Source organism: Micromonospora sp. LOL_021, assembly GCF_048060215.1.
Classification (GTDB): Bacteria; Actinomycetota; Actinomycetes; order Mycobacteriales; family Micromonosporaceae; genus Micromonospora_E.
The window spans coordinates 25,160-44,716 of record NZ_JBHMIN010000055.1; the positions used below are offsets into that span (position 1 = coordinate 25,160).

General features: G+C 69.4%; 19 protein-coding genes. 10 read left to right on the forward strand and 9 right to left on the reverse strand.

Annotation, left to right across the window (positions count from 1 at the left end):
- Window positions 1–26: 26 nt before the first annotated feature.
- The 3 genes from ACFHWT_RS26470 (at window position 27) to ACFHWT_RS26480 (ending at window position 1,737) form a co-directional block, all read left to right on the forward strand.
- Window positions 27–854, forward strand: a complete 828-nt coding sequence (locus ACFHWT_RS26470; RefSeq protein ID WP_416597401.1) for a DUF5753 domain-containing protein — start codon at window positions 27–29, stop codon at window positions 852–854.
- On the forward strand, window positions 851–1,045 hold the full coding sequence (locus tag ACFHWT_RS26475) for a DUF397 domain-containing protein (RefSeq protein ID WP_416597402.1): 195 nt from the start codon (window positions 851–853) through the stop codon (window positions 1,043–1,045). The genes ACFHWT_RS26470 and ACFHWT_RS26475 overlap by 4 nt, the downstream gene beginning before the upstream one ends.
- Window positions 1,046–1,173: 128 nt before the next feature.
- A complete protein-coding gene (locus ACFHWT_RS26480; protein WP_416597403.1) occupies window positions 1,174–1,737 on the forward strand; it encodes a Uma2 family endonuclease in 564 nt (187 codons plus the stop codon).
- 29 nt (window positions 1,738–1,766) lie between these two features.
- Here the strand turns inward: ACFHWT_RS26480 and ACFHWT_RS26485 are convergent, their stop codons facing one another.
- From ACFHWT_RS26485 to ACFHWT_RS26500, 4 genes are all read right to left on the reverse strand, one after another.
- Complete coding sequence (locus tag ACFHWT_RS26485; protein WP_416597404.1) at window positions 1,767–2,489, reverse strand: DJ-1/PfpI family protein; 723 nt, start codon at window positions 2,487–2,489, stop codon at window positions 1,767–1,769.
- A 90-nt stretch (window positions 2,490–2,579) separates the two neighbouring features.
- Window positions 2,580–3,200, reverse strand: coding sequence for a DUF6518 family protein (locus ACFHWT_RS26490; RefSeq protein WP_416597405.1), 621 nt, complete (start codon window positions 3,198–3,200; stop codon window positions 2,580–2,582).
- Window positions 3,201–3,540: 340 nt separating this feature from the next.
- On the reverse strand, window positions 3,541–4,170 hold the full coding sequence (gene cas1 / locus ACFHWT_RS26495) for a CRISPR-associated endonuclease Cas1 (protein WP_416597406.1): 630 nt from the start codon (window positions 4,168–4,170) through the stop codon (window positions 3,541–3,543).
- The gene (locus tag ACFHWT_RS26500; protein ID WP_416597407.1) at window positions 4,167–4,439 is read right to left on the reverse strand and encodes a hypothetical protein; all 273 of its coding nucleotides are present in this window, start codon (window positions 4,437–4,439) and stop codon (window positions 4,167–4,169) included. Before ACFHWT_RS26500 ends, cas1 begins: the two co-directional genes overlap by 4 nt.
- Window positions 4,440–4,557: 118 nt before the next feature.
- On the opposite strand from ACFHWT_RS26500, the gene uppS reads away from it, so the two are divergent.
- Entirely contained in the window at window positions 4,558–5,334 is a 777-nt protein-coding gene (uppS, locus tag ACFHWT_RS26505) for a polyprenyl diphosphate synthase (protein WP_416597408.1), read from the forward strand.
- A 3-nt stretch (window positions 5,335–5,337) separates the two neighbouring features.
- Here uppS and cas6 read toward each other — a convergent pair whose 3' ends face one another.
- Together cas6 and ACFHWT_RS26515 are read right to left on the reverse strand one after the other, a co-directional pair.
- Window positions 5,338–6,096 carry a CRISPR system precrRNA processing endoribonuclease RAMP protein Cas6 gene (cas6, locus tag ACFHWT_RS26510; RefSeq protein ID WP_416597409.1) on the reverse strand — a complete coding sequence of 253 codons (759 nt, stop codon included), beginning with the start codon at window positions 6,094–6,096 and terminating at the stop codon, window positions 5,338–5,340.
- Between the two features lie 186 nt (window positions 6,097–6,282).
- The gene (locus ACFHWT_RS26515) at window positions 6,283–7,146 is read right to left on the reverse strand and encodes an aldo/keto reductase (protein ID WP_416597410.1); all 864 of its coding nucleotides are present in this window, start codon (window positions 7,144–7,146) and stop codon (window positions 6,283–6,285) included.
- 135 nt (window positions 7,147–7,281) lie between these two features.
- Between ACFHWT_RS26515 and ACFHWT_RS26520 the strand changes: the two genes are divergently transcribed.
- Together ACFHWT_RS26520 and ACFHWT_RS26525 are read left to right on the forward strand one after the other, a co-directional pair.
- Entirely contained in the window at window positions 7,282–8,160 is an 879-nt protein-coding gene (locus ACFHWT_RS26520; protein ID WP_416597411.1) for a LysR family transcriptional regulator, read from the forward strand.
- A gap of 80 nt (window positions 8,161–8,240) precedes the next feature.
- Entirely contained in the window at window positions 8,241–9,554 is a 1,314-nt protein-coding gene (locus ACFHWT_RS26525; protein WP_416597412.1) for a low temperature requirement protein A, read from the forward strand.
- 42 nt (window positions 9,555–9,596) lie between these two features.
- Here ACFHWT_RS26525 and ACFHWT_RS26530 read toward each other — a convergent pair whose 3' ends face one another.
- Window positions 9,597–11,402 (reverse strand): GNAT family N-acetyltransferase, encoded by a 1,806-nt coding sequence (locus ACFHWT_RS26530; protein ID WP_416597413.1) that lies wholly within the window; start codon window positions 11,400–11,402, stop codon window positions 9,597–9,599.
- 201 nt (window positions 11,403–11,603) lie between these two features.
- Here ACFHWT_RS26530 and ACFHWT_RS26535 point away from each other — a divergent pair, with 201 nt between their 5' ends.
- Entirely contained in the window at window positions 11,604–12,092 is a 489-nt protein-coding gene (locus tag ACFHWT_RS26535; RefSeq protein WP_416597414.1) for a DUF5980 family protein, read from the forward strand.
- Between the two features lie 45 nt (window positions 12,093–12,137).
- On the opposite strand, the gene ACFHWT_RS26540 is transcribed toward ACFHWT_RS26535, so the two are convergent.
- Both ACFHWT_RS26540 and ACFHWT_RS26545 read right to left on the reverse strand, forming a co-directional pair.
- Window positions 12,138–13,412, reverse strand: a complete 1,275-nt coding sequence (locus ACFHWT_RS26540; RefSeq protein WP_416597415.1) for a hypothetical protein — start codon at window positions 13,410–13,412, stop codon at window positions 12,138–12,140.
- 256 nt (window positions 13,413–13,668) lie between these two features.
- Window positions 13,669–14,034, reverse strand: a complete 366-nt coding sequence (locus tag ACFHWT_RS26545) for a cellulose binding domain-containing protein (protein ID WP_416597416.1) — start codon at window positions 14,032–14,034, stop codon at window positions 13,669–13,671.
- Between the two features lie 331 nt (window positions 14,035–14,365).
- On the opposite strand from ACFHWT_RS26545, the gene ACFHWT_RS26550 reads away from it, so the two are divergent.
- From ACFHWT_RS26550 to ACFHWT_RS26560, 3 genes are all read left to right on the forward strand, one after another.
- Window positions 14,366–16,153 carry a cellulose binding domain-containing protein gene (locus ACFHWT_RS26550; RefSeq protein WP_416597417.1) on the forward strand — a complete coding sequence of 596 codons (1,788 nt, stop codon included), beginning with the start codon at window positions 14,366–14,368 and terminating at the stop codon, window positions 16,151–16,153.
- Window positions 16,154–16,434: 281 nt separating this feature from the next.
- A complete protein-coding gene (locus tag ACFHWT_RS26555; protein WP_416597418.1) occupies window positions 16,435–18,183 on the forward strand; it encodes a hypothetical protein in 1,749 nt (582 codons plus the stop codon).
- A gap of 464 nt (window positions 18,184–18,647) precedes the next feature.
- Window positions 18,648–19,490 (forward strand): hypothetical protein, encoded by an 843-nt coding sequence (locus tag ACFHWT_RS26560; protein ID WP_416597419.1) that lies wholly within the window; start codon window positions 18,648–18,650, stop codon window positions 19,488–19,490.
- Window positions 19,491–19,557 lie beyond the last annotated feature (67 nt).

The following is a 19,557-nucleotide window of genomic DNA, read 5'->3' on the forward strand; positions in this document are numbered from 1 at the left end:
GTGTCGGACGAAAGGAAGGTGAAGCGATGCCGGTCACCGGACCGACTGTGGTGCGCCGTCAGCTGGGGCGGCGGCTGCGCCGACTGCGGGAGGAGTCGTCCCGCACCGAGCAGGAGGTGGAGCGGGCCAAGGTCTGTTCGCGTACGACGTTGTGGCGCATCGAGAACGGCAAGTTCCCGGTCAAGATGAACACGGTTCGCGGTTTGTGCTGGTTCTACGGTGCCGATCCGGAGACGACGGACGCGTTGACCCGGCTCGCCGGTGCCAGCGACGAGCACGGCTGGTGGGAGTCGCACGGGGACGCCGTACCGGACTGGTTCCGGTTGTACGTCGGCCTCGAAGCCGCCGCCACCGAGATCGGGGTCTATGACCCCGAGGTGATCCACGGTCTGCTGCAGACGCCGGACTACATGCGCGCGGTGTTCCGCGCCACCTATCCCGAGGCACCGCAGGAGAAGATCGAGCGGCTGGTGTCGCTGCGGCTGGACCGGCAGATCTCCTACTACGACCGCGAGCAGCCGGCCCGGATCGTCGCGATCCTCGGGGCCGGTGCGCTCGTCCGCGAGGTCGGCGGCCCGGCGGTGATGGCCGAGCAGCGCGCCCACCTGGCCGGGCTGGGTCGACGGGTCCGGGTGGAGGTCCGCGTGCTGCCCTGGTCCGTCGGCGCTCATCCTGCGTTCTCCGGTCAGTTCATCTTGCTCGACTTCGCCGACCCGGACGACCCGGACGTCGCCTACGTCGAGTCTCATATGGGTGCTCGTTACCTGGAGCGTCCAGAGGAGTTGGCGGAGTACCGTCGAATTTTCCGGCTGATCCGTAAGCAGTCGGTTCCGATCGAGGAGCATCTGCGATGAAGCCCGACACCCCCTGGTTCACCTCCAGCCGCAGCGCCGGCAACGGCGGAGCGTGCGTCGAGACCCGCCGGCACGCCGGCCAGGCCGAGGTGCGCGACAGCAAGGACCGCACCGGCCCCACCCTCACCTTCACCACGACCCAGTGGGGCACCTTCACCACCGCCCTACAGACCGGCGCCCTCCCCCAGTGACCACCGCTGGTGCCCCATCCACCCCCTCGGCAGGTGAATGGGGCACCAGCAGGGCAAGCCACCCGCTTGCCGACAACCTCGGCAAGCGGGTGGGAGACTGGTCACGGCAACAGTAGGAGGTGTAGCTGATGAGCGTGGCCGTGCTTGATCACGTGGGTCCGTGGAGCGAGGAGGAGTACCTCGCGCTGGACGCGAGCCCCAACCGCGTCGAACTGATTGACGGAGGCCTGTGGGTGAGCCCCGCACCGAGCAAGCGTCACCAGCAGCTCTCCTTCCTGCTGATGTCCGCGCTGTATCCGGCGGCCCGGTATGCCGGCCTCAAGGCGTACGAGGCGATCAACGTCAGATTGCGTACCGATCGGATCGTGATCCCAGACCTCGTCGTCGCAGACACTGACAGCGAAGGATCCGTTACCGATGCGCCCGAGGTCGTGCTGATCTGCGAGATCACGTCTCCGAGCAACGCCGCCACCGATCGACTGCTCAAGATGCAGTTGTACGCCGCCGCCCGAATCTCGTGGTACCTGCTGGTTGAGCCCGAGTTGCCGGGTCCGTCAGCAGTGACACTCCGGCTCTTCCGGCTCGACAACGAGCACTACGTCGAGCACGTGACCGCGACCAAGGGCGACGTGCTGACCACCGATCAACCGTTTCGGTTCACGCTCGACACGGCCGCACTGCTCGACGAGTAGACACCCGGCCGGCCGAGCGATGGCTGTGGCTAGGTTCGGACTGGATCGGTCCAGACGGTGCCTCGTGCCTGGTATTCGAGGGCTTCCTCTACCCGGATGGCGACGTCCGCACCCAGCAGGCGCTTCACCAGGTGCAGCCCCAGGTCCAGGCCGGAAGTGATTCCGGCGGCGGTGACGAGGTCGCCGTCGTCGACCACGCGGGCGTTCTTGACAATGCCGCCGCGCGAGGTCAGCTGCTGCTTCGCGACGGTGTGCGTGGTGCAGGGGCGGCCGTCGACCAGGCCGGCCACGGCGAGGAGCACCGCGCCGGTGCACAACGACGACATGATGAGCCTCGGCCGGGGAGCCGCCGCCAGCGCGCTGGGCAGCGCCCCGTTTTCGATCTCCGCCCAAATACCGGGCTCGCCGGGTCGACCGCCACCTGGCACGATGATCACGTCGGCCGTCTCGGGCTGCCAACCGTGCTTGACCCGTACCTCGGTGCCGAACGCTGCGGTGACCAGGCGTGGCCGGCCGTGCACCATGTAGTTGACGTCGATCTCCCGCTCGCTGTACCAGCCGGCCAGCGAGAACACTTCCTTTGGGGCGATGAAGTCCTGCTCCTCGACACCATCGAACACTACGATCCGTACCCGCAAGGGTCTGTTGGTGTCACGCGGCGGTGCGGCCGTCGCCGCAGCCGCAACCGGTCCGCCGGTCAGCGCTCCGACGCCCACCGCCGCCCCACCCGTCAACATCGCCCGTCGCTTCATCTACGTCCCTCCGTCACCAACGTCGGCAGATAGATAGTCGGCAATAGTGGCGAGTTGGTTCCGGGTGACGTATGGGAAGAATCCCTTGGTTCAGCCGAAGCCGGCCGTCAGGAACGCCCCGAGGCCGAGCAGCGCCAACGGCAGCGCCGTGGCGAGGCTGAGGATCCGGTTGCGGGTGGTCCGACCGGCAAGAACGATCACCAGTACGCCGAGCACCGCCCGGACCATGACATGTGGGATCGTCTCGCTGCCGTAGCTGGGATCGCCGATCCGGGCCGCCTCCAACGCCGCCTCGGTGAAGCACACCGCTCCCGGCAGGGCCGTACCGATGGTCTGCCGCCAGCCTGAGCCGCGTGCCCAGACACCGCCGACGCCGAAGACCACTCCGGCGAGGACCCCGAAGGCCATCCAGAGCAGCGACGTCGGCGCCCACAGCAGCGACCAGTCGTCGCCCTGGATCAGCGCCGCCGCCACGTAGTAAGCGGGTACGGCGATCGCCAGTCCGGCGGCGGCACCGGCAGCAGCCCGCAGCCACCCGGTACGGACCCAGTAGCCGAAGAAAAACGCGGCGACCGCCCACACCGCAGACGAGTTGCCCAGGTCGGCAAGGGGCCACCAAGGCATGAACTTGATCCATACGAAGTCGACGAAGCCCAGCAGGAAGCCGCCGGCCACAGCGACGAACGCGACGCGCCGATTGTCCGGGTACATGCCGCCGGACCATACCGTGCCGCAAGCGCGGGCGCTCCTCGTGCAGCGGGCAACACCGAGCCGCCAGACGGCTTCTGACCCGGTCAGCGAGACTCAGCCAGCATCACGATCACCGTTGACGAGGCTCTATACGCCTTTGGCGTGACGTGGTTTCTGACCCTACCCGCTCTGGCGGGGCTGTGAACAGCGCAGATGCAGGCCCTCTGCACGGCGACCTCCGGAGCTCCACATGCGACAGGTGACGCAGGTCGCTGGAACCGTTCGCTCCACTGCTGCAGCGCCGCCGCCACCCGCAGCCGGCGGCTGTCCCGCGAGATGTCGTAGCACACCAGCACCGTGGTCATCGCCACTCCAACCCGTCCCACGGCACGTCCCGCTCCACCCACGCGGCCAGCCGCTGCGCCTGCCGGTGCAGGTGACGACGGATCGACCCGGTGAAGCCGGGCAGGGCGCTGCGGGTCACCGTCGCCATCCGCTGCTCGTACGCGTCGATCAGCACCGCACGCCCCTCCCGGTTGAGCAGTACACCGGCCCGGTCGGTCTCCTCGCTGCCGTGCTCCAGACCCAGCCGCGCCAGGCTCGGCCGCCGGTCCGCCGGGGTGTGCAGCAGCCCGATCGCCGGGTCGAGCCCGGCCGCCGTCAGCGCGGTCACCGCCTCGCCGAGCAGCAGCGTGTAGCCGAACGACAAAGCCGAGTTGATGACGTCCAGTGGCGGTCGACGCGACCGGGTGGCGAACCGCAGCGGTGCCGGCAGCAACGCGCCCAGCGCGGCGAAGTAGGCACGGGCGGCCGCGCCCTCGGCCCCCATGATCTCGTCCCGGCTGGTCGCGCCCGCCACGGTGTCGATCGACCGGATGATCCCGACGATCGCGGCGTCGACCTGGTCGTGCCGTTCCTGCCGGCGGCTGCGGTGCAGCAGCACCGCCTGCTTCGACAGCTTGGCCGTCACCACCGCCCGGCCGAACGTCACCGCCCGCCACGGGTCGTCCGAGGCGCCCAGTTGCGGGCACCAGCCGACAGCCCCACCGGCCCGCACAGTGCCAGGCCGTGCACGTGACCGGCCGGCACGCTCAGCAGGGTGACACCGTCGGGTGAGTCCACGACCAGCCGGCCGGCCGCCACCCGTACCGTCGCGCCCGGCACCCCGACGTAGATCACCTTGGTCGGCGCGCGGTCCCCGTCCGGCGATTCAATCCCGCCGTACGGGTCGATATCGCCCAGGTCGACGCCGAAGCTCACCGCCGGACCGCCCCGTCTCCTACCGCTGTCATCACCCGCCGTTACCCGGTCGTTGGCCGAGTTAGCAGACCGACCTGCGGTGCTGTGTCCGGGCGAGCAAGCGTGGTGAGATCAGGCGATGATGCGACCTCTGCTCGACGCCGGACACCGGCTGTACGCCCGCCGGCTGCGCGCCCAGCTCACCGCCGCCGAGCTGCCCCGCCACCTGGCCATGGTGATGGACGGCAACCGGCGGTGGGCCCGGCAGATGGGCTTCGACGACCCCAAGGTCGGCCACCGGCACGGCGCCGAACACCTCGACGAGGTGCTGAGCTGGTGCGCCGAGATCGGCATCCGGCACGTCACGGTGTTCGTCGCCTCCGTCGACAACGTCCGCAAACGCGCCTCCGACGAGGTCGACAACCTGATGGGCATGATCGAAACCGTCGTCACGGATCGGCTGACCCGCGACGGCAACATCTGGCGGCTGCACCTGGCCGGTCGACTTGAGGTGCTGCCCGACTCGACCCGGCACGCGCTGAAGCTCGCCGAGGAGGCGACCCGGCAGCGGGAGACCGGCCACCACTTGACCGTAGCCATCGGCTACGACGGCCGGGAGGAGATCGTCAACGCCGTACGGTCGCTGTTGGACGACCAGGCACGGCGCGGGGCGACGCTCGACGACATCGCGCAGCGACTGACCGCCGACCAGATCGCCGCCCACCTCTACACCAGTGGGCAACCCGACCCGGATCTGGTCATCCGCACCAGCGGGGAACGCCGGGTGTCCGGCTTCCTGCTGTGGCAGGCCGCGCACTCCGAGCTGCACTTCTGCGACGTCTACTGGCCCGGCTTCCGCAAGATCGACCTGCTCCGGGCGCTGCGCTCGTACGCCGCCCGCAAGCGGAAACCCTGACCGCTACCGCCAGGTCGGTTCGAGGCGGACCAGGCCGAAGCCGCGGCCGCGCTGCGCGCCGACCCCGCTGTACGGTGCCAGCCGCATCAGCCGGTCCACCGCGCCGACCAGGGCGGTCGGCCCGTCGCAGACGTACCGGATGCGACCCAGAAAGCCCGACACCGTACGCCCGTTGACCTTGACCACGTCGCTGGTGCCGTCGATGTCGCTCACCCACAGCGCGTCCCGGTCCGGCCGCTCCCCCGGCCCATCAGTGCCCGGCCCACCGACACCCGGCAGCGGCAACACCAGCTCCGGCAGCCCGGCCGGCGCGTTCGCCCGCCACACCGCCCGCAGCCCGGCCACCACCGACCACGGGTCCGGCCACGGCGTGAACCCGTTGCCGCGCCGGAACGTCGCCGGGGTCAGGAACCGCAGCGACCACGCCGCGTCGCCGGACGGCCGGGCCAGCTCCAGCCACGACACCCCGGCCACCTGCCGCGCGCCGGTGACCGACGCGCCGACCTGACCACCGAACCGGATCACCGCCCCCGTCGCCGCCCCGGCCCGCAGCTTGTCGACCAGGGCGTCGTCGAGCAGGCCGACCTCGACCAGGGTGCCGGCCGGGTGCGCCACCGGCGGGCTGACGCTGTACGCCTTCGCGTGCGACCGGTGCGCCGCCTCGTCCACATCGAACCAGCGGGACACCACCGCGTGGACGTGTTCGAGCCGCACCCCGGCCGGGTCGACCCCCGGCACCACGAACTGCCACCTGCTCGGCATCACGCACTCCCCTCTGCCCGGCAAACCCACCAACGTAGGCCAGCCGGTCCACCTTCGACAAGCCTGGACCGTCGTCAGGTGTGGGGGTCGAGACAAGATCGATTGAAGGCCAGATACCCTAATCGGCGGTTGTTAGGTATCTGGCCTTCACTTGATCTTGCGCATGGTGCGGGCGGGGCCGGTCGGTCAGGCGGGTTGGTCGAGGCGCGCCAGGTGTTCGGCCGACAGTTCGAGGTCGGCGGCGGCCGCCGAGTCACGGATCGTCGCTGGACGTGACGCCCCAGGGATCGGGATCACGACCGGTGCCTTCGCCAGCAGCCAGGCCAGGCAGACCTGCTGCGGGCTGACCCCGTACTCCTTCGCGACCTCAGCGAACACCGCGAACCGCGACCCCAGGTCGGCGGCGCTGGCGATGCCGCCGAGCGGACTCCACGGCAGGAACGCGATGCCCAGCTCGGCGCAGAGCGTCAGCTCCGGCTCGCTGGAACGGAAGGCCGGGGAGAACTGGTTTTGTACGCTGACCAGCCGGCCGCCGAGGATGTCGTTGGCGAGCCGGATCTGCTCCGGGTCGGCGTTGGAGATGCCGGCGAGCCGGATCTTCCCGGCGTCGAGCAGGTCCCGGATGGCGCCGATCGAGTCCGCGTACGGCACGGTGGGGTCGGGCCGGTGGAACTGGTAGAGGCCGATCGCCTCGACACCGAGCCGTTTCAGCGACGCCTCGCACGCGCTCTTCAGGTAGTCGGGCGAGCCGTTCTTGGTCCACGAGCCGTCGCCGGGGCGCAGGTGACCGCCCTTCGTGGCGATCAGCACGTCGGACGTGTCACCGCCGAAGGTCGCCACGGCGCGGGCGATCAGCGACTCGTTGTGGCCGACGTCGTCGGCGTACAGGTGATAGGCGTCGGCGGTGTCGATCAGGGTGACACCGGCGTCCAGCGCGGCGTGGATCGTGGCGATCGACCGCTGCTCGTCGGGCCGGCCCTCGATCGACATCGGCATGCCGCCGAGGCCGATCGCGCCGACGCCGACGTCACCGATGTGGCGGGTGTGCATGCAGTCTCCTCTACAGGATGGTCCGTGGGCGCACGGGTGGTCGTACCCCACGCGCCCAGGTTCCACCCTCTTACCCTGCGGTTAAGCTGTCCAACAGAAGGATCCGATCCCGGCGATCAGTTTTGGTGATGAATCGTGGAGCTGCGTCAGCTCGAGTACTTCGTGGCGGTCGCCGAGGAGCGGCACTTCACCCGGGCCGCCGAGCGGATGCACGTCGCGCAGTCCGGCCTGTCGGCCTCCATCCGCTCGCTGGAACGGGAGCTGGGCGCCAGCCTGTTCGTCCGCAACACCCGCAGCGTCGAGCTGACCAACGAGGGCCGGGCGCTGCTCACCCAGGCCCGGCACGCCCTGGCCAACGTCGCCGCTGCCAAGGACGCGGTGGCCGCAGTCCGAGGGCTGCTGCGCGGCAAGCTGGCGGTCGGCACCCTGCAGTGCCTGGGCGCGGTCGACCTGCCGGCGGCACTGGCCCGATTCCACGCCGCCCACCCCGGCGTCGAGATCCGACTCCGCCAGGGCGGGTCACCGGACCTGGTCGAACGGGTCCGCACCGGCGACCTCGACCTGGCGTTCGTGTCGACGCCGGCCAGCGCGCCGACCGGCGTCACGCTGGCCCCGATCCGGGCCGAGCCGATGGTGCTGGCCTGCGGGCCGGAGCATCCGCTGGGCGATCGCGCCAAGGTCGACCTGGGCGAGCTGTCCGGTGAGACCTTCGTCGACTTCTCCCCGGGCTGGATCAGCCGGGACGTCGTCGACCAGGCGATGGCCGCCGCCGGCGTCGACCGGCGGGTCGCCTTCGAGGTCAACGACGTGCACTGGCTGCTCGACCTAGTCAGTCACGGGCTGGGTGTCGCCGTCGTGCCACAGTTTTTCACCACCAAGCGGACCGCCGCGCGCTTCGTGCCGATCACCGAACCGCCGCACTGGAACGTCGCGGTGGCGACCGCGAGCGGCCGGCACCCGAGCACCGCCGCGACCGCACTGCTGTCCATCGACGGCCTCCGCCCCCGATCCTGACGACGATGGCGGTTCCCTCGACTTCGCGCAGCAAACGTTCCGGGCTCGGAAGCCCCAGCCTCCGTCGCATACTGTCGGTCGTGGAAGCCACAAAACCGACTTCTTCGGTCATGCCCGCCGCACCAGGCATGAAGGTCTCTCGCCTCGAGTTGTTCTACGACCTGGTTTTCGTGTTCGCCTTCATCCACGTGACCACTGCCTCGGTCGAGGATCTGAAGCCGTTCGGACTGGTGGCGATCTTTCTGCTCCTGTCGGTGCTCTGGCTGGTCTGGTCCCGGTTCGCCCTGCTGGGGAACAATCTCCGGGCCGACTGGGGAATCATGCCGATCCACGGCTTCACCATCATGGCGATCGTCTTCATCTCCGTGGCGACGCTACCCGGCCTCGGCGACGAACCGCCGCAGGCACAGCCCGGCGTCCCGCAGGTCATTCCCGGCGAGTTCAGCTTCCCCACCTGCTACCTGCTGATCTGGTTGCTGGAAGCCGCAGCGCTGCGCATCGCCGCGAGGACGCACCCCGAACTACTGGGCACCTGGTGGAGGGACACACCGGTGCTGGCCACCAGCACCGCGTTACTGTTCGTCGCCGCGGTGGTACCACTGTTGGGGTGGCCCGGCGAGGGCGTCGTCACGCTCCTTCTGCTCTGGACGCTCGGCGTCGGCGTCGCGTACCTGACCACCGTCCGCCTCGAACCGTTCGCCGTGGTCTTTGCCGGGCACTGGACTGAGCGGCATGCGCAGATCATCCTCATCGGGTTCGGTGAGGCGCTGCTGTCGCTCGGGCTCGGCTCCGGCGCCTCGATCGGGGCGCCAGGCACCGTCCCGGTGATCACCGCGACGCTGCTCGGCATCGCCCTGATCTGCGCCCTGTGGTGGGCGTACTTCGACGCCCGGTCGTACGCCGCCGAGCAGGTGCTGCACCACACTCACGGGGTACGCCGCGACCGGCTCGCCCGCGACGCCTACACCCTGCTGCATCTGCCCATGCTGTTCGGCATCATCCTGCTCTCCCTCGGGTTGAAGCAGACGTTGGCCTTCCTGGCCGGGGCGTCGTCGACCGGCGACGACGCCCCGCTCGAACCGATCCACCTGCGCGCGCTCTACGGCGGGGTCCTGCTCTACCTGGTGGCGTTGTCGGCCTTCCAGTTGCGGACCGTCCGCAGCGTCGCCGCCAGCCTGGCCGTACCCGTCCTGCTGCTCGCCGCGCTGCTGCCGGTGGTCGACCGGATCCCGGCGTTCGCGGCGCTGCTGCCGCTCACCGCGATCACCGTCGCCGGTGTCGCCGCCGACAGCCAACGGTCCGGGGTCTGGCGGCACCAGCTGCGCGAACACCGGCTGGCCGAGCAACAGGCCCTGGAACGCGAGGAGAGTGACTGGCGGCGCCGCCACGGATGACGGGGCGTGACCCGCAAGTGCGGTGCACACGTGGCCATACTCTCACCGACAGTGATCCTGCTGTCCGCCAGCGATGGTACGGATGATGCCGACCATGTCGAGGGCCCCGTCGCCGCGGCTGACCGCGTCGGCGTAGAGCGCCCGGCACAGCTCGCTGAGCGGGACGCCTGCCCCCACTGCGGCGGCCGCGTCGACAATGAGCTCGGCGTTCATCTGCACATCGGCGATGGCCGCCTGCGCGGAGAGGTCGTCGGCGACCAGCTTCGCGGTCTTGACCCGGGAGATCGGCGAGGACATCTGACCCGCGTCGAGGACGCCGCGTAGCAGGTCCCGGTCGAGAGCGTGCCGGTCGGCGAAGTGGAACGCCTCGGCGAGGCCGGTCACGAGGGCGATCAGGAAGACGTTGGCGGCGAGCTTCATCGTGATCCCGGACGGCACCGGCCCGCAGGTGGCGATCTGCGCGCACAGCGGGTCGAGCAGCGCGACGGTACGCCGGACGACGTCGGGGCGGCCCGCCACCATCGCGACCAGTTTGCCGTCCTCCGCCGGGCGGCGGGAGCCGGAGACCGGGGCTTCGACGTAGTGTCCGCCAGCGCTTTCGACCTCGTCGGCCAGCGCCGTGGAGTACTCGGGGGGAAGTGTTCCCATGTTGACGATCGTGCGTCCGGCGACGAGGTGGGCGAGTCCGCCGGGGACGTCACGGAGGACCTGATCGACGGCGTCCGCGTTGCGCAGCATCACGATCACCGTGTCGCACTGTGCGAACACCTCCGGGACGTTCGCGGCGGTACGGGCACCGGCCGCAGCGAGCTCGTCGTCGGACTTCGGGGTACGGCTCCACACGGTCAGCCCGAGGCCGCTGCGGGCGAGTCGGCGGGCCATCGGCAGCCCCATGATGCCCAGGCCGAGGAACCCGATTCGGCCCGGTGGGGCATCGGCGCCGCCGCCGCGCAGCGGCTCGCCGGTCAGCGACTTGACGAACCAGTGGTGCGCGTACGGCTGGTCGTTGAACGGGGCGGCCTCGTCGTATCCGGCAGCCCGGTACAGGCCGATCGCCTCGGTGAGGGTCCGGTTGGTGTCCAGTCGTACGACGCCCGCCCCGAGCGAGGCCGCAGCCTCCTCGGCCGCGGCGAGCAGCCGCCGTCCGATCCCCAGCCCGCGCAGCTCGGACGACACCCAGAGCCGGCGGATCTCCGCTGACGTGTCGTCGACCCTGGTGACGGCGACGCAGCCGACGGGGCGGTCCTTCAGTGTCGCGAGCAGGAACAGCCCGGACGGGGGACGCAGCGCGTCGTCGGTGGTGGGGACGGCCCGGTCCGGTCGGAACCCGCCGTCGAACCGGTCGTCGAGCGTGCGGCGGTACGCGTCGACCGCCCACCGCGCCGGTTCCGAGGCCGGGTCGGCAGCGGCGATCGCGACCGTGGACGCGGTGAACAGGCGGCGTACGGTCTCGGTCGCCGTAGCGAGCTCGTCGCGTTGGCGCTCGGTCAGCGGGGCCAGGATCGTCCCGACGAGTTCGTCGGAGAGCCGGTCCAGCACCGCCAGCTCCGCCAACCCCGACGGGGTGAGGGTGGCCCGGCGGACCCGGCTGTCGTGTTCCGAAGGGGACACGACGACCAGCCCTTCCTGCTCGAGTGCGCGCAGCTGCCGGCTGGTGTAGCCGGAGTCGAGTCCGAGGCGGCTGCGCAGCTCACGGACCTCGATGCCCTCGGTGCCAATCTCCCACAGCAGCCGATCGAGGCTGAGCGGTCGGTCGCGTGCCAGGTAGCGGTCCTCCAGCACGCCGAGTCGTTCGGTGACGTCGCGGTTGAACGCGCGGATGGTCTGGATCCGGGATTCCAAGCTCACAATCTCTGACTATAGTCAGAGATATCTCCGCTGCCGTCGGCCGAGGCGCACCCAAGGGGATACCCCGGTCGACCGTTGACACAGACAGGTGGCCGCTATGGACTAAAGGTCCACTACAGTCCGGCCGTCGCGATCACCTGATCCATCCGGTCGGAGGATGCGATCGGCGAGCAGTCGGCCATTGACCTGAGGAGATCAGCCGTGAGATCCAAGCACCGCGCGACGGCGTACGCGCTCGGCCTGGCCGCCGCGCTGGCATCGGTGACGTACGGTGGCCTACCGGCCGCAGCCGCGAGCGGCACCGCGTGGTCGGCGGCACCGGCCACGGCCGACGCAGCCGGACCGGCGACCTGGAAGGCCGCCGGCCTGGTGGACGAGGGTCAGACCATCTGCACCCGGCCGACCGTCGGGCAGCGCAGTCTCGTCCTGATCAGGCTCGTCGGCAGTTGGCCGCAGCTGGCAACGGACACCAACCACTTGCCCGCCGGGTCATCGGTCGCGACGTATCCCATTTACCCGGGGTCGAACGACAGTCCCACCCAGATCAGCTCGGCGGTCAACGTGCTGCTGCCGGCGCTGCCGCTCGGCACACAGCGCACCGCCGAGGTCGAGGTCACCGACGGCGTACACACCCAGACCGTCGCGTTCCACATCGTGGTGACCGAGGACTGCACCGGGTTCCGCCTCTGACCGACGAACGACAACCGACCGGCAAGGACCGGCCGGGACCCGGTGTCAGGTGGGGCGGCCCAGATCGAGCTGCGGGATCGTGAACTGCGCACCGAGCTGGAAGTAGATCGGCCACACATGCCGCGGCCAGCGGTACTGCCGGGCCGACCAGATGCCGAGCCCGACCGAGATCTCCTGCGGCAGCTGCGCGCCGAGCAGGACGATCGCCTCCGGAGCGGCGGCGGCCTGATCCGCCACCCACTGGGCCGCCGCCGCGACGATCGCCGGATAGTCCGCCCACCGGTGCTGGGTCTCGCCGGGCGGCGGCAGGTAACGCCACTCCCGTAGCTCCGTCGACATCGTCGCCGGCAGTCCCAGCCCGACCGCGTCGTGCAGCTCGAAGACGACCGGTTCGCGACTGCCCGCCGCCGCGTCGTCGTGGGCGGCCCGGTCGGTGACGTCCACCGGCAGGCTCGGCAGCAGCCCGAACCGGTTGTGGTTGGTCCGCAGCACCAGCAGCAGCACCTCCGGCACCGGTTCCAACGCGGTCCCCGGCGCGGTAGCCGGCACCGGCTCCGGTCCGGCCGCCGTACCCGGCTGACCGTTGCGGCTGATCTGCAGCCGCACCTGGTGACGTCGCACGTTCAACTCGCCGAACAGCCCGTCGCCGGGGCGCTCGATCTGCTGCTGGAACGAATGTCCGTCGTCCTGGACCGGTCGTGCCCGCACCGGGCCCTGGCGGCCAAAGCTGTCCCGCTGGCGGACCCGCACCGCCCGTCCCCGGCTGAGCGTCGTCGTCCGCTGTCCGAACGCGACCGCCACCGGCCACGGTGCCCACATGAACAGCGACCGGTCCAACGCGGCGTCCCGGCCGTCCGGGTCGTGGTTGGCGACCTGGAAGTGCCGGACCACGGCGTCCATGTCACGACCCCAGCGGGTCGCCTCCTCGCCGTGCGGCCACACCGCCGTCCGGTCGAAGCTACGCAGCGGCGGCACCGGCCGGAACACCGCGAACTGGTCCCGTACCTCGCTCAGGAAGCCTTCCTTCTGCTCCGGGGTCCACTCGGCGGCCGTCTCGTTGACGACGTACGCGATGCCCCGGGTCTCCCGCAGCCGGTTGCGCCACCACCACAGCACCGCGCCACCGGCGACCGCCGCCACCCCCAGACAGAGGAAGACGACCAGCCACCAGACCCGGTCCCGCCCCTGCGACCAGCCCTCGGCGGCCAGGTCAGGCGCGATCCCGCCGGCCGCGCTGAACGCGGCGGTGCCGACGGTGAAGAAGACGCCGATGAACCCGGTGCCGGCCGGACCCGCCAGCCACCTCGCGAAACGTGCCACATCCACGGTACGGCGGGCGCGTCGCGCCACGGTTGGCCGATTCCGTTCTACCTCAGACAAGGTCACCTCGCCGCTTTCCACCGGTACGGTCAGCCGACCGTAACCACTTGACCGGCGTACGCAATCCCCCGGGTGGATCTTCCGGCGCCCACGGGCGGCGGAAGATGGGCGAGATCACACCGGCCCGACCGGGTGACCGGTCGGGCCGGTAGCGGCCGGAAGCGTCACGGGCGCTACCGGCGCCGGAGTACGGAATCTACAGCGGCCAGAGGATCGTCGGCAGGCCGGTGCCGGTCACCACGAACCCGACCGCGACGGACTGACCCGGCGCGAGCGATCCGTTCCAGCTTGTGTTGATCAGGGTGTAGTGCGGCGTACTGGTCGCGATCTGCGCATTCCATACGCTGGAGACGGTCGACCCCGCCGGTAGCGTGAAGGCCAACTCCCAGCCGGTGATCGGCACAGTGAAGTCGTTCGTGACGACAATCTCCGCGACATAACCGGTCGACCAGGAACTTGTCTGGGTAAATGTTGCCGTCGTCGCCTGCGCCGACGGCGCGAAGAACAATGTCGCGGAAACACCGATTGCCAGTGCCGCGACGAAGCCGAGCAGCTTCCGCATTGAGAGCACCACCATCCACTAGTTCTGCCAGGTGACACGACCTTACGACTTTACATAGCCACGCTTCAATGCCATTTCTTGCAGCATAAAGTGATGCGCGAATCGCATGACAGACCGGGCCACCGTAGGAAATATGCGAGTTTCACCCACGTGATCCGTAGGGCGCCGAAAGCCCGCCGGGAGTCGGCTGCCCACCAAACAACCACTTTGAACGATGGGCGTCTATGATGAGTGGGCGGGAGCGGCAGTGCTGACAGTCCGAGCCGAGGGCAACGGCGACGGAACCAGACCGTCCCGCCCGGATCGCGCCGGGCGGAGGAGAGGAAGCCTGATGAAGCTCGCCCCCCGTGGCAAGATCCCACCGTCCCAGTTGCGTCGCGGAACCGGCGCGGCGGCGGCGCTCGCCGCGGTGACCGCTGCGGTCACCGCGGCGAGCGTCCTGACCGCCCCACCGTCGATGGCCGCGACGCCCGACATCACCGTCAACACCGGCTCGTCGTACCAGACGATCGACGGGTTCGGTGCCGCCACCCCGATCTTCAGCAGCGGCGGCGACCAATGGACGACCACCGAAACCCAGACGCTCGTCGGCATGGGTCAGGGGCAGCTCGGTCTGTCGATCGTCCGGACCGTCGTGTCACCGACGTCGAGCGAGTGGAGCTGGCCGGTGAGCAGCCTGCGGACGGCCAAGTCCTACGGCTCCGACGTCAAGATCCTCGCGTCGCCATGGACGGCTCCGGCGCACTTCAAGACCAACAACAGCCGGGTCAACGGCGGCAAGCTCAGGACCGACTACTACGACGACTACGCCACCCACCTCAACGACTACGTGCAGTACATGAAGGGACAGGGCGTCACCATCGACGTCACCTCCATCCAGAACGAGCCGGACTGGCACCCCGACTACGACTCGATGGACTGGACCGGCACCGAAATGCGCAACTTCGTCCGCGACCACGGTGCCGCCATCCGGGACACCGAGCTGATGGTCGGTGAGTCGCTGAGGTTCAACCGCGCCTACAGCGACCCCACGCTGTACGACGCCGCCGCGCGCAACAACATCGGGTACGTCGGCGGCCACCTGTACGACACGGAGAACAGCGGGAACCTGTCCCCCTACCCGCTCGCGAACCAGTACGGCAAGAACCAGTGGATGACGGAGTGGAATCTGCACGCCGCCGATGGAAACGGCTCGAACATCTGGGGGGACCCCAGCAACACCGCTGTCTGGAACGAGACGCTGGACGACATCATGCGGACCGTGCACAGGTCGATGGAATCCGGTTGGAGTGCGTACATCTGGTGGTATGGCCGCCGATTCTATTCCTTTATCGGTGACGGCGAGTCACAGTACGGCACCACGAGGGGCGCGCCGCTGCGACGCGGCTACGCCTTCTCCCAGTACGCCAAGTACGTCCGGCCGGGTGACCGACGGGTCGCCCTGTCGAAGAGTTCCCGGGTCTCCGGCCTGGAAGTCACCGCCTACCAGGGGCGGGGCAAGACCACTCTGGTGGTTCTCAACCGATCCAACAGCGTCGTCGACGACGCCGTCGTCCAGATCCCGCAGAACATCTCGACGGCCGAGTACACCGTCACCTCCCGCACCCAGAGCGCCCAGCCACAGCCGGTGAGCGTCAGCGGCGGGCAGGTCACGGTCGACGTCCCCGCGCGGAGCATCTCCACGATCACCCTCACCGAAGGGACCGCACCGCCGACCACCGCACCACCGACGACGGCACCACCCACCACCGCACCACCTACCACCGCACCACCAACGACGGCACCACCGACGACCAACCCGCCGGCCGGCGGCTGCCGGGTGACCAACACGGTCGACGCGTGGAACTCCGGCCTGGTCGACAACATCACCATCACCAACACCGGCACGGCAACGGTCAACGGCTGGTCGTTGAGGTTCACCCTCGCGCCCGGGCAGACCATCACGTCCGGTTGGAACGCCACCTACGCCCCGAACAGCGGTCAGGTGACCGCCACGAACGTCAGCTACAACCCCACCATCCCACCCGGAGGATCGGTCAGCATCGGCTTCCAGGCCACCCACACCGGTAACAGCTCCGCGCCCAGCGGGTTCACCCTCAACGGTGCCACCTGCGGCTGAGCCCGGCGCAACTTGCCTGGGCCGTACACCGGCCACCTGCGACGACGGGACAGCACGGCCGGTGTACGGCTCGGCGGTCACGACAACGAATCCATCCGGAGGTCGGACATGGACCGGTAATCGATCTAGCTTACTGTCAGCGCAGCGTCCACCCCGGGCCTCGCCCTTCGGCACCGGGTCAGGTCGCACTGACCGAAAGGGAATCGATGCGCTGGCTTCAGACATCACGACGGCGCCTGCTGTCCGCCACCGTCCTCATAGCTCTGCCCGCCGCTCTGGCAGTGGCCCAGTCACCGGCCACCGCCAGGCCGCTACCCTCGCCCAGCGAAGCGGCGTTCGACACGCAACTGCTCGCCAAGGCCACCCCGGACGAATGCTTCGCCGGTATCGGCCTGCCCTACCCGGCCGGCCCGCCGTGCGAGTCCGGCCAGGCCAAGGTCAACCAGGCGTACGTGTGGTCGCTCGCCCAGGCCAACGACCGGCTGTGGTTCGGCACCGGGTCGAACGTCAACTGCATCGTCACCGGGGCGACGCTCTCCCTGCCGAACCCCCGGATGACCGACGACTACGTGTGCGAGTTCGCCGAGAGCCAGGTTGCCAAGGATAATCCGATCATGCCGGTCAGCGTCGGTGACCACCGGCAGCCCCGGGCGTACGTCTACGACCTGGCTTCCGGCACGTTGACCGAGAAGACCAGTGACATAACCTCCGCGTCGCCCGACGATCTGTCCCGGCTGCGCCGCACGCTGGGCCTTCGGGCCGGCGGTACCCATCAAGGCGTGGTGCTGCTGGCCGGGCCGGCGCTCGGGGCCACGGTGAGCATGTTCGCCTTCGACACGGTGACCGGTGACTATCTCGGCTCGGCCAACTTCACCCAGTACGGCAACATCCGCAACTTCCTGGTCGCCGACGGCGTGCTGTACGCCGGGGTCGGTGTCGGCCCCAACGGTCGCGACGGCGGGCACATCCTGCGCTGGGCCGGCGACCGGACCGACCCGTTCAACTTCGTCGAGGTCGGGCAGTTGCCGGCGCAGGTCGCCGACCTGGAGTTGCACGACGGCCGGGTCTTCGTCAGCACCTGGTCGGCCGCCGGCAGCGGGTCGGCCGGCGCGCGTACCGCCAAAGGCCGGCGGACCGGCCGGATCGGGGTCACCGATGAGCCAGACCCGGGCATCGCCGGGGTGTGGATGAGCCCTCCGCTGGCCGCCGCCGAACCCGGTCTGACCCCGGACGACACCGCCGGGTGGACGCAGGTCTGGAGTGCCGCCTCCTACGAGCCGGATCCGGTGATCGCCGGCTCCTACGGGCTCGGCGCGCTGGCCTCGTACCGTGGATACCTCTACTGGGGCACGATGCATGTGCCGATGAAGTCGACCGCGATGGTGGCCGAGGCGTACCCGCCGGTCGACGAGCTGGCGGCCCGCACGACGCTGGAGCGGTCGCAGCGGGCGGTGAGCATCTTCCGGGGCAAGCGGTTCGGCACCGCGAGGCAGCGGGTCGACCTGCTGTACGGCGAGGCGGTGCTGCCAGCGTACGACGCCAGTGCGAACGACGGCGCCGGTGCCTGGCGCTGGTCGCGCACTGGCTACCGGCCTCGGTACGGCCACATGGGGTTCGGCAACATCTACAACAACTACACCTGGACGATGGCGGTCTCCGGTGGCCGGCTGTTCGTCGGCACGATGGACTGGAGCTACCTCGCCAAGGACCTGCTGCCGCAGACCGTGGCCGAGCTGGGCTATCCGGCGGCGGCCGCCGCGTCGACCGCCGGGCCCGACCCGATCACCATCGATCCGCAGCTGTACGGCGGTGACTTGTGGATGTTCGGCTCGAACCTGCGGCCGGCAACGGCGGTCGACACGCAGGGGCTGGGCGGCAACTACCTCAACTACGGCATCCGCACGATGGTGGCCGACGGATCGACGCTGTACCTCGGCATGGCGAATCCGATGAACCTGCGGACCGATCCGACCGACGACGTGCCGGAGGGCGGCTGGGAGTTGATCAAGCTGACACCGACCGTGCCCTGACCGCGCGCTCACTCCTCAGTGGGCACACACTGCACTCTCATCGGGCGGTGTGTGCCCACTCGTCGGTGAGCTACCTGACTGTTCGCTCATGCCGGACATGCGACGGCAGTCGAGGTACGCGGATCGCGGAACAACCGACGGTGAAAGTGGAGCACGTCAATGCGTCGCCCTAGGCTTTGGCGGTCCCGTCACCGTACCGGTGGAGGTTCCATGGTCAGCATCCGATGTCCGTTCGCCGCCCCCGTCTTTGGAACCTCGGTGTACTGGTTCTCGCACGCGAACTGAGGGCGGCCGGTGGCTGCCCAACGACGCCCAATCCGACACCGCATCCCAGCGCCGAAGCCCGGCGCCCACGGGCCTGACCCAGCAGGCCCGGTGGACAGGAGCCAACGGCACGGCGGCTAGGATTTCGCCCGGCAGAACCACGCACACACCGACTGGGAGTCCACTTCGTGCAGACTACAATGAGGACAGCACTGCTGGCGGGTGCCTCGGCAGCGGTCCTCGCCGTCACCGCCTGTGGCGGCTCATCAGCCACAACGGACGAAGGCGGCGCCGAGACGTCCGGCGTACTGGCGCAGCTCGCCAGCGACGCCACCGGCTCGCTGCAGAAGACCGTGGAGACCACCACCAGCGCCAACTCGGCAGCGGTGACGATGACCGGCACCAGCGGTGGGGAACCGGTCGACGTCAGCGGCGTCATCAGCTTCGGCGACTCACCGGCCGCCGAGCTGATTCAGGTCGACCCCGAGGACGGCGAGATCACCGTACGGGTGATCGGCACCGCGTTCTACGTGAGCATCCCCAAGGCCGATCAGGCGTCCATGGACGGCAAAAAGTGGTTCAAGATGGACTTCGCCGCCCTCGGTCAGACCTCGGACGACCTCGCTCAACAGCTCGAAGGCTTGGACCCGGTGCAGAACGTCCGGACCCTGCTGGAGGGTGCGGAGGTCACCGTCGTCGGCGAGGAGACCATCGACGGCGTGCCGACCGTGCACTACACGTCGGTCACCCCGGTGGACACCTACCTGGAGCAGTTCGAGGCCGAGATCCGCGCAGGCCTCGAGGAACAGCTCGCCACGGCAGAAATCACCGAGGTCGCCGTCGACGTGTGGGTCGACGAGCAGTACCAGCCACGTCGGGTGCAGATCGTCATGGGCACGATGAGCGACATGACGATGAACTACACCGATTACGGCAAGGCGGTCACCATCGAGGCACCGCCGGCCGCCGAGACGGCCGACTTCGCCGAGCTGATGCAGGACCTGCAGGACCTGCAGGACCTCGCCGACGAGCTCGGCGGCTGACCAGCGACGTGAGGCGCAACAGCGACGGCGACGGACCGACCTCGCTGCCGTACGTGATGACCGGCGT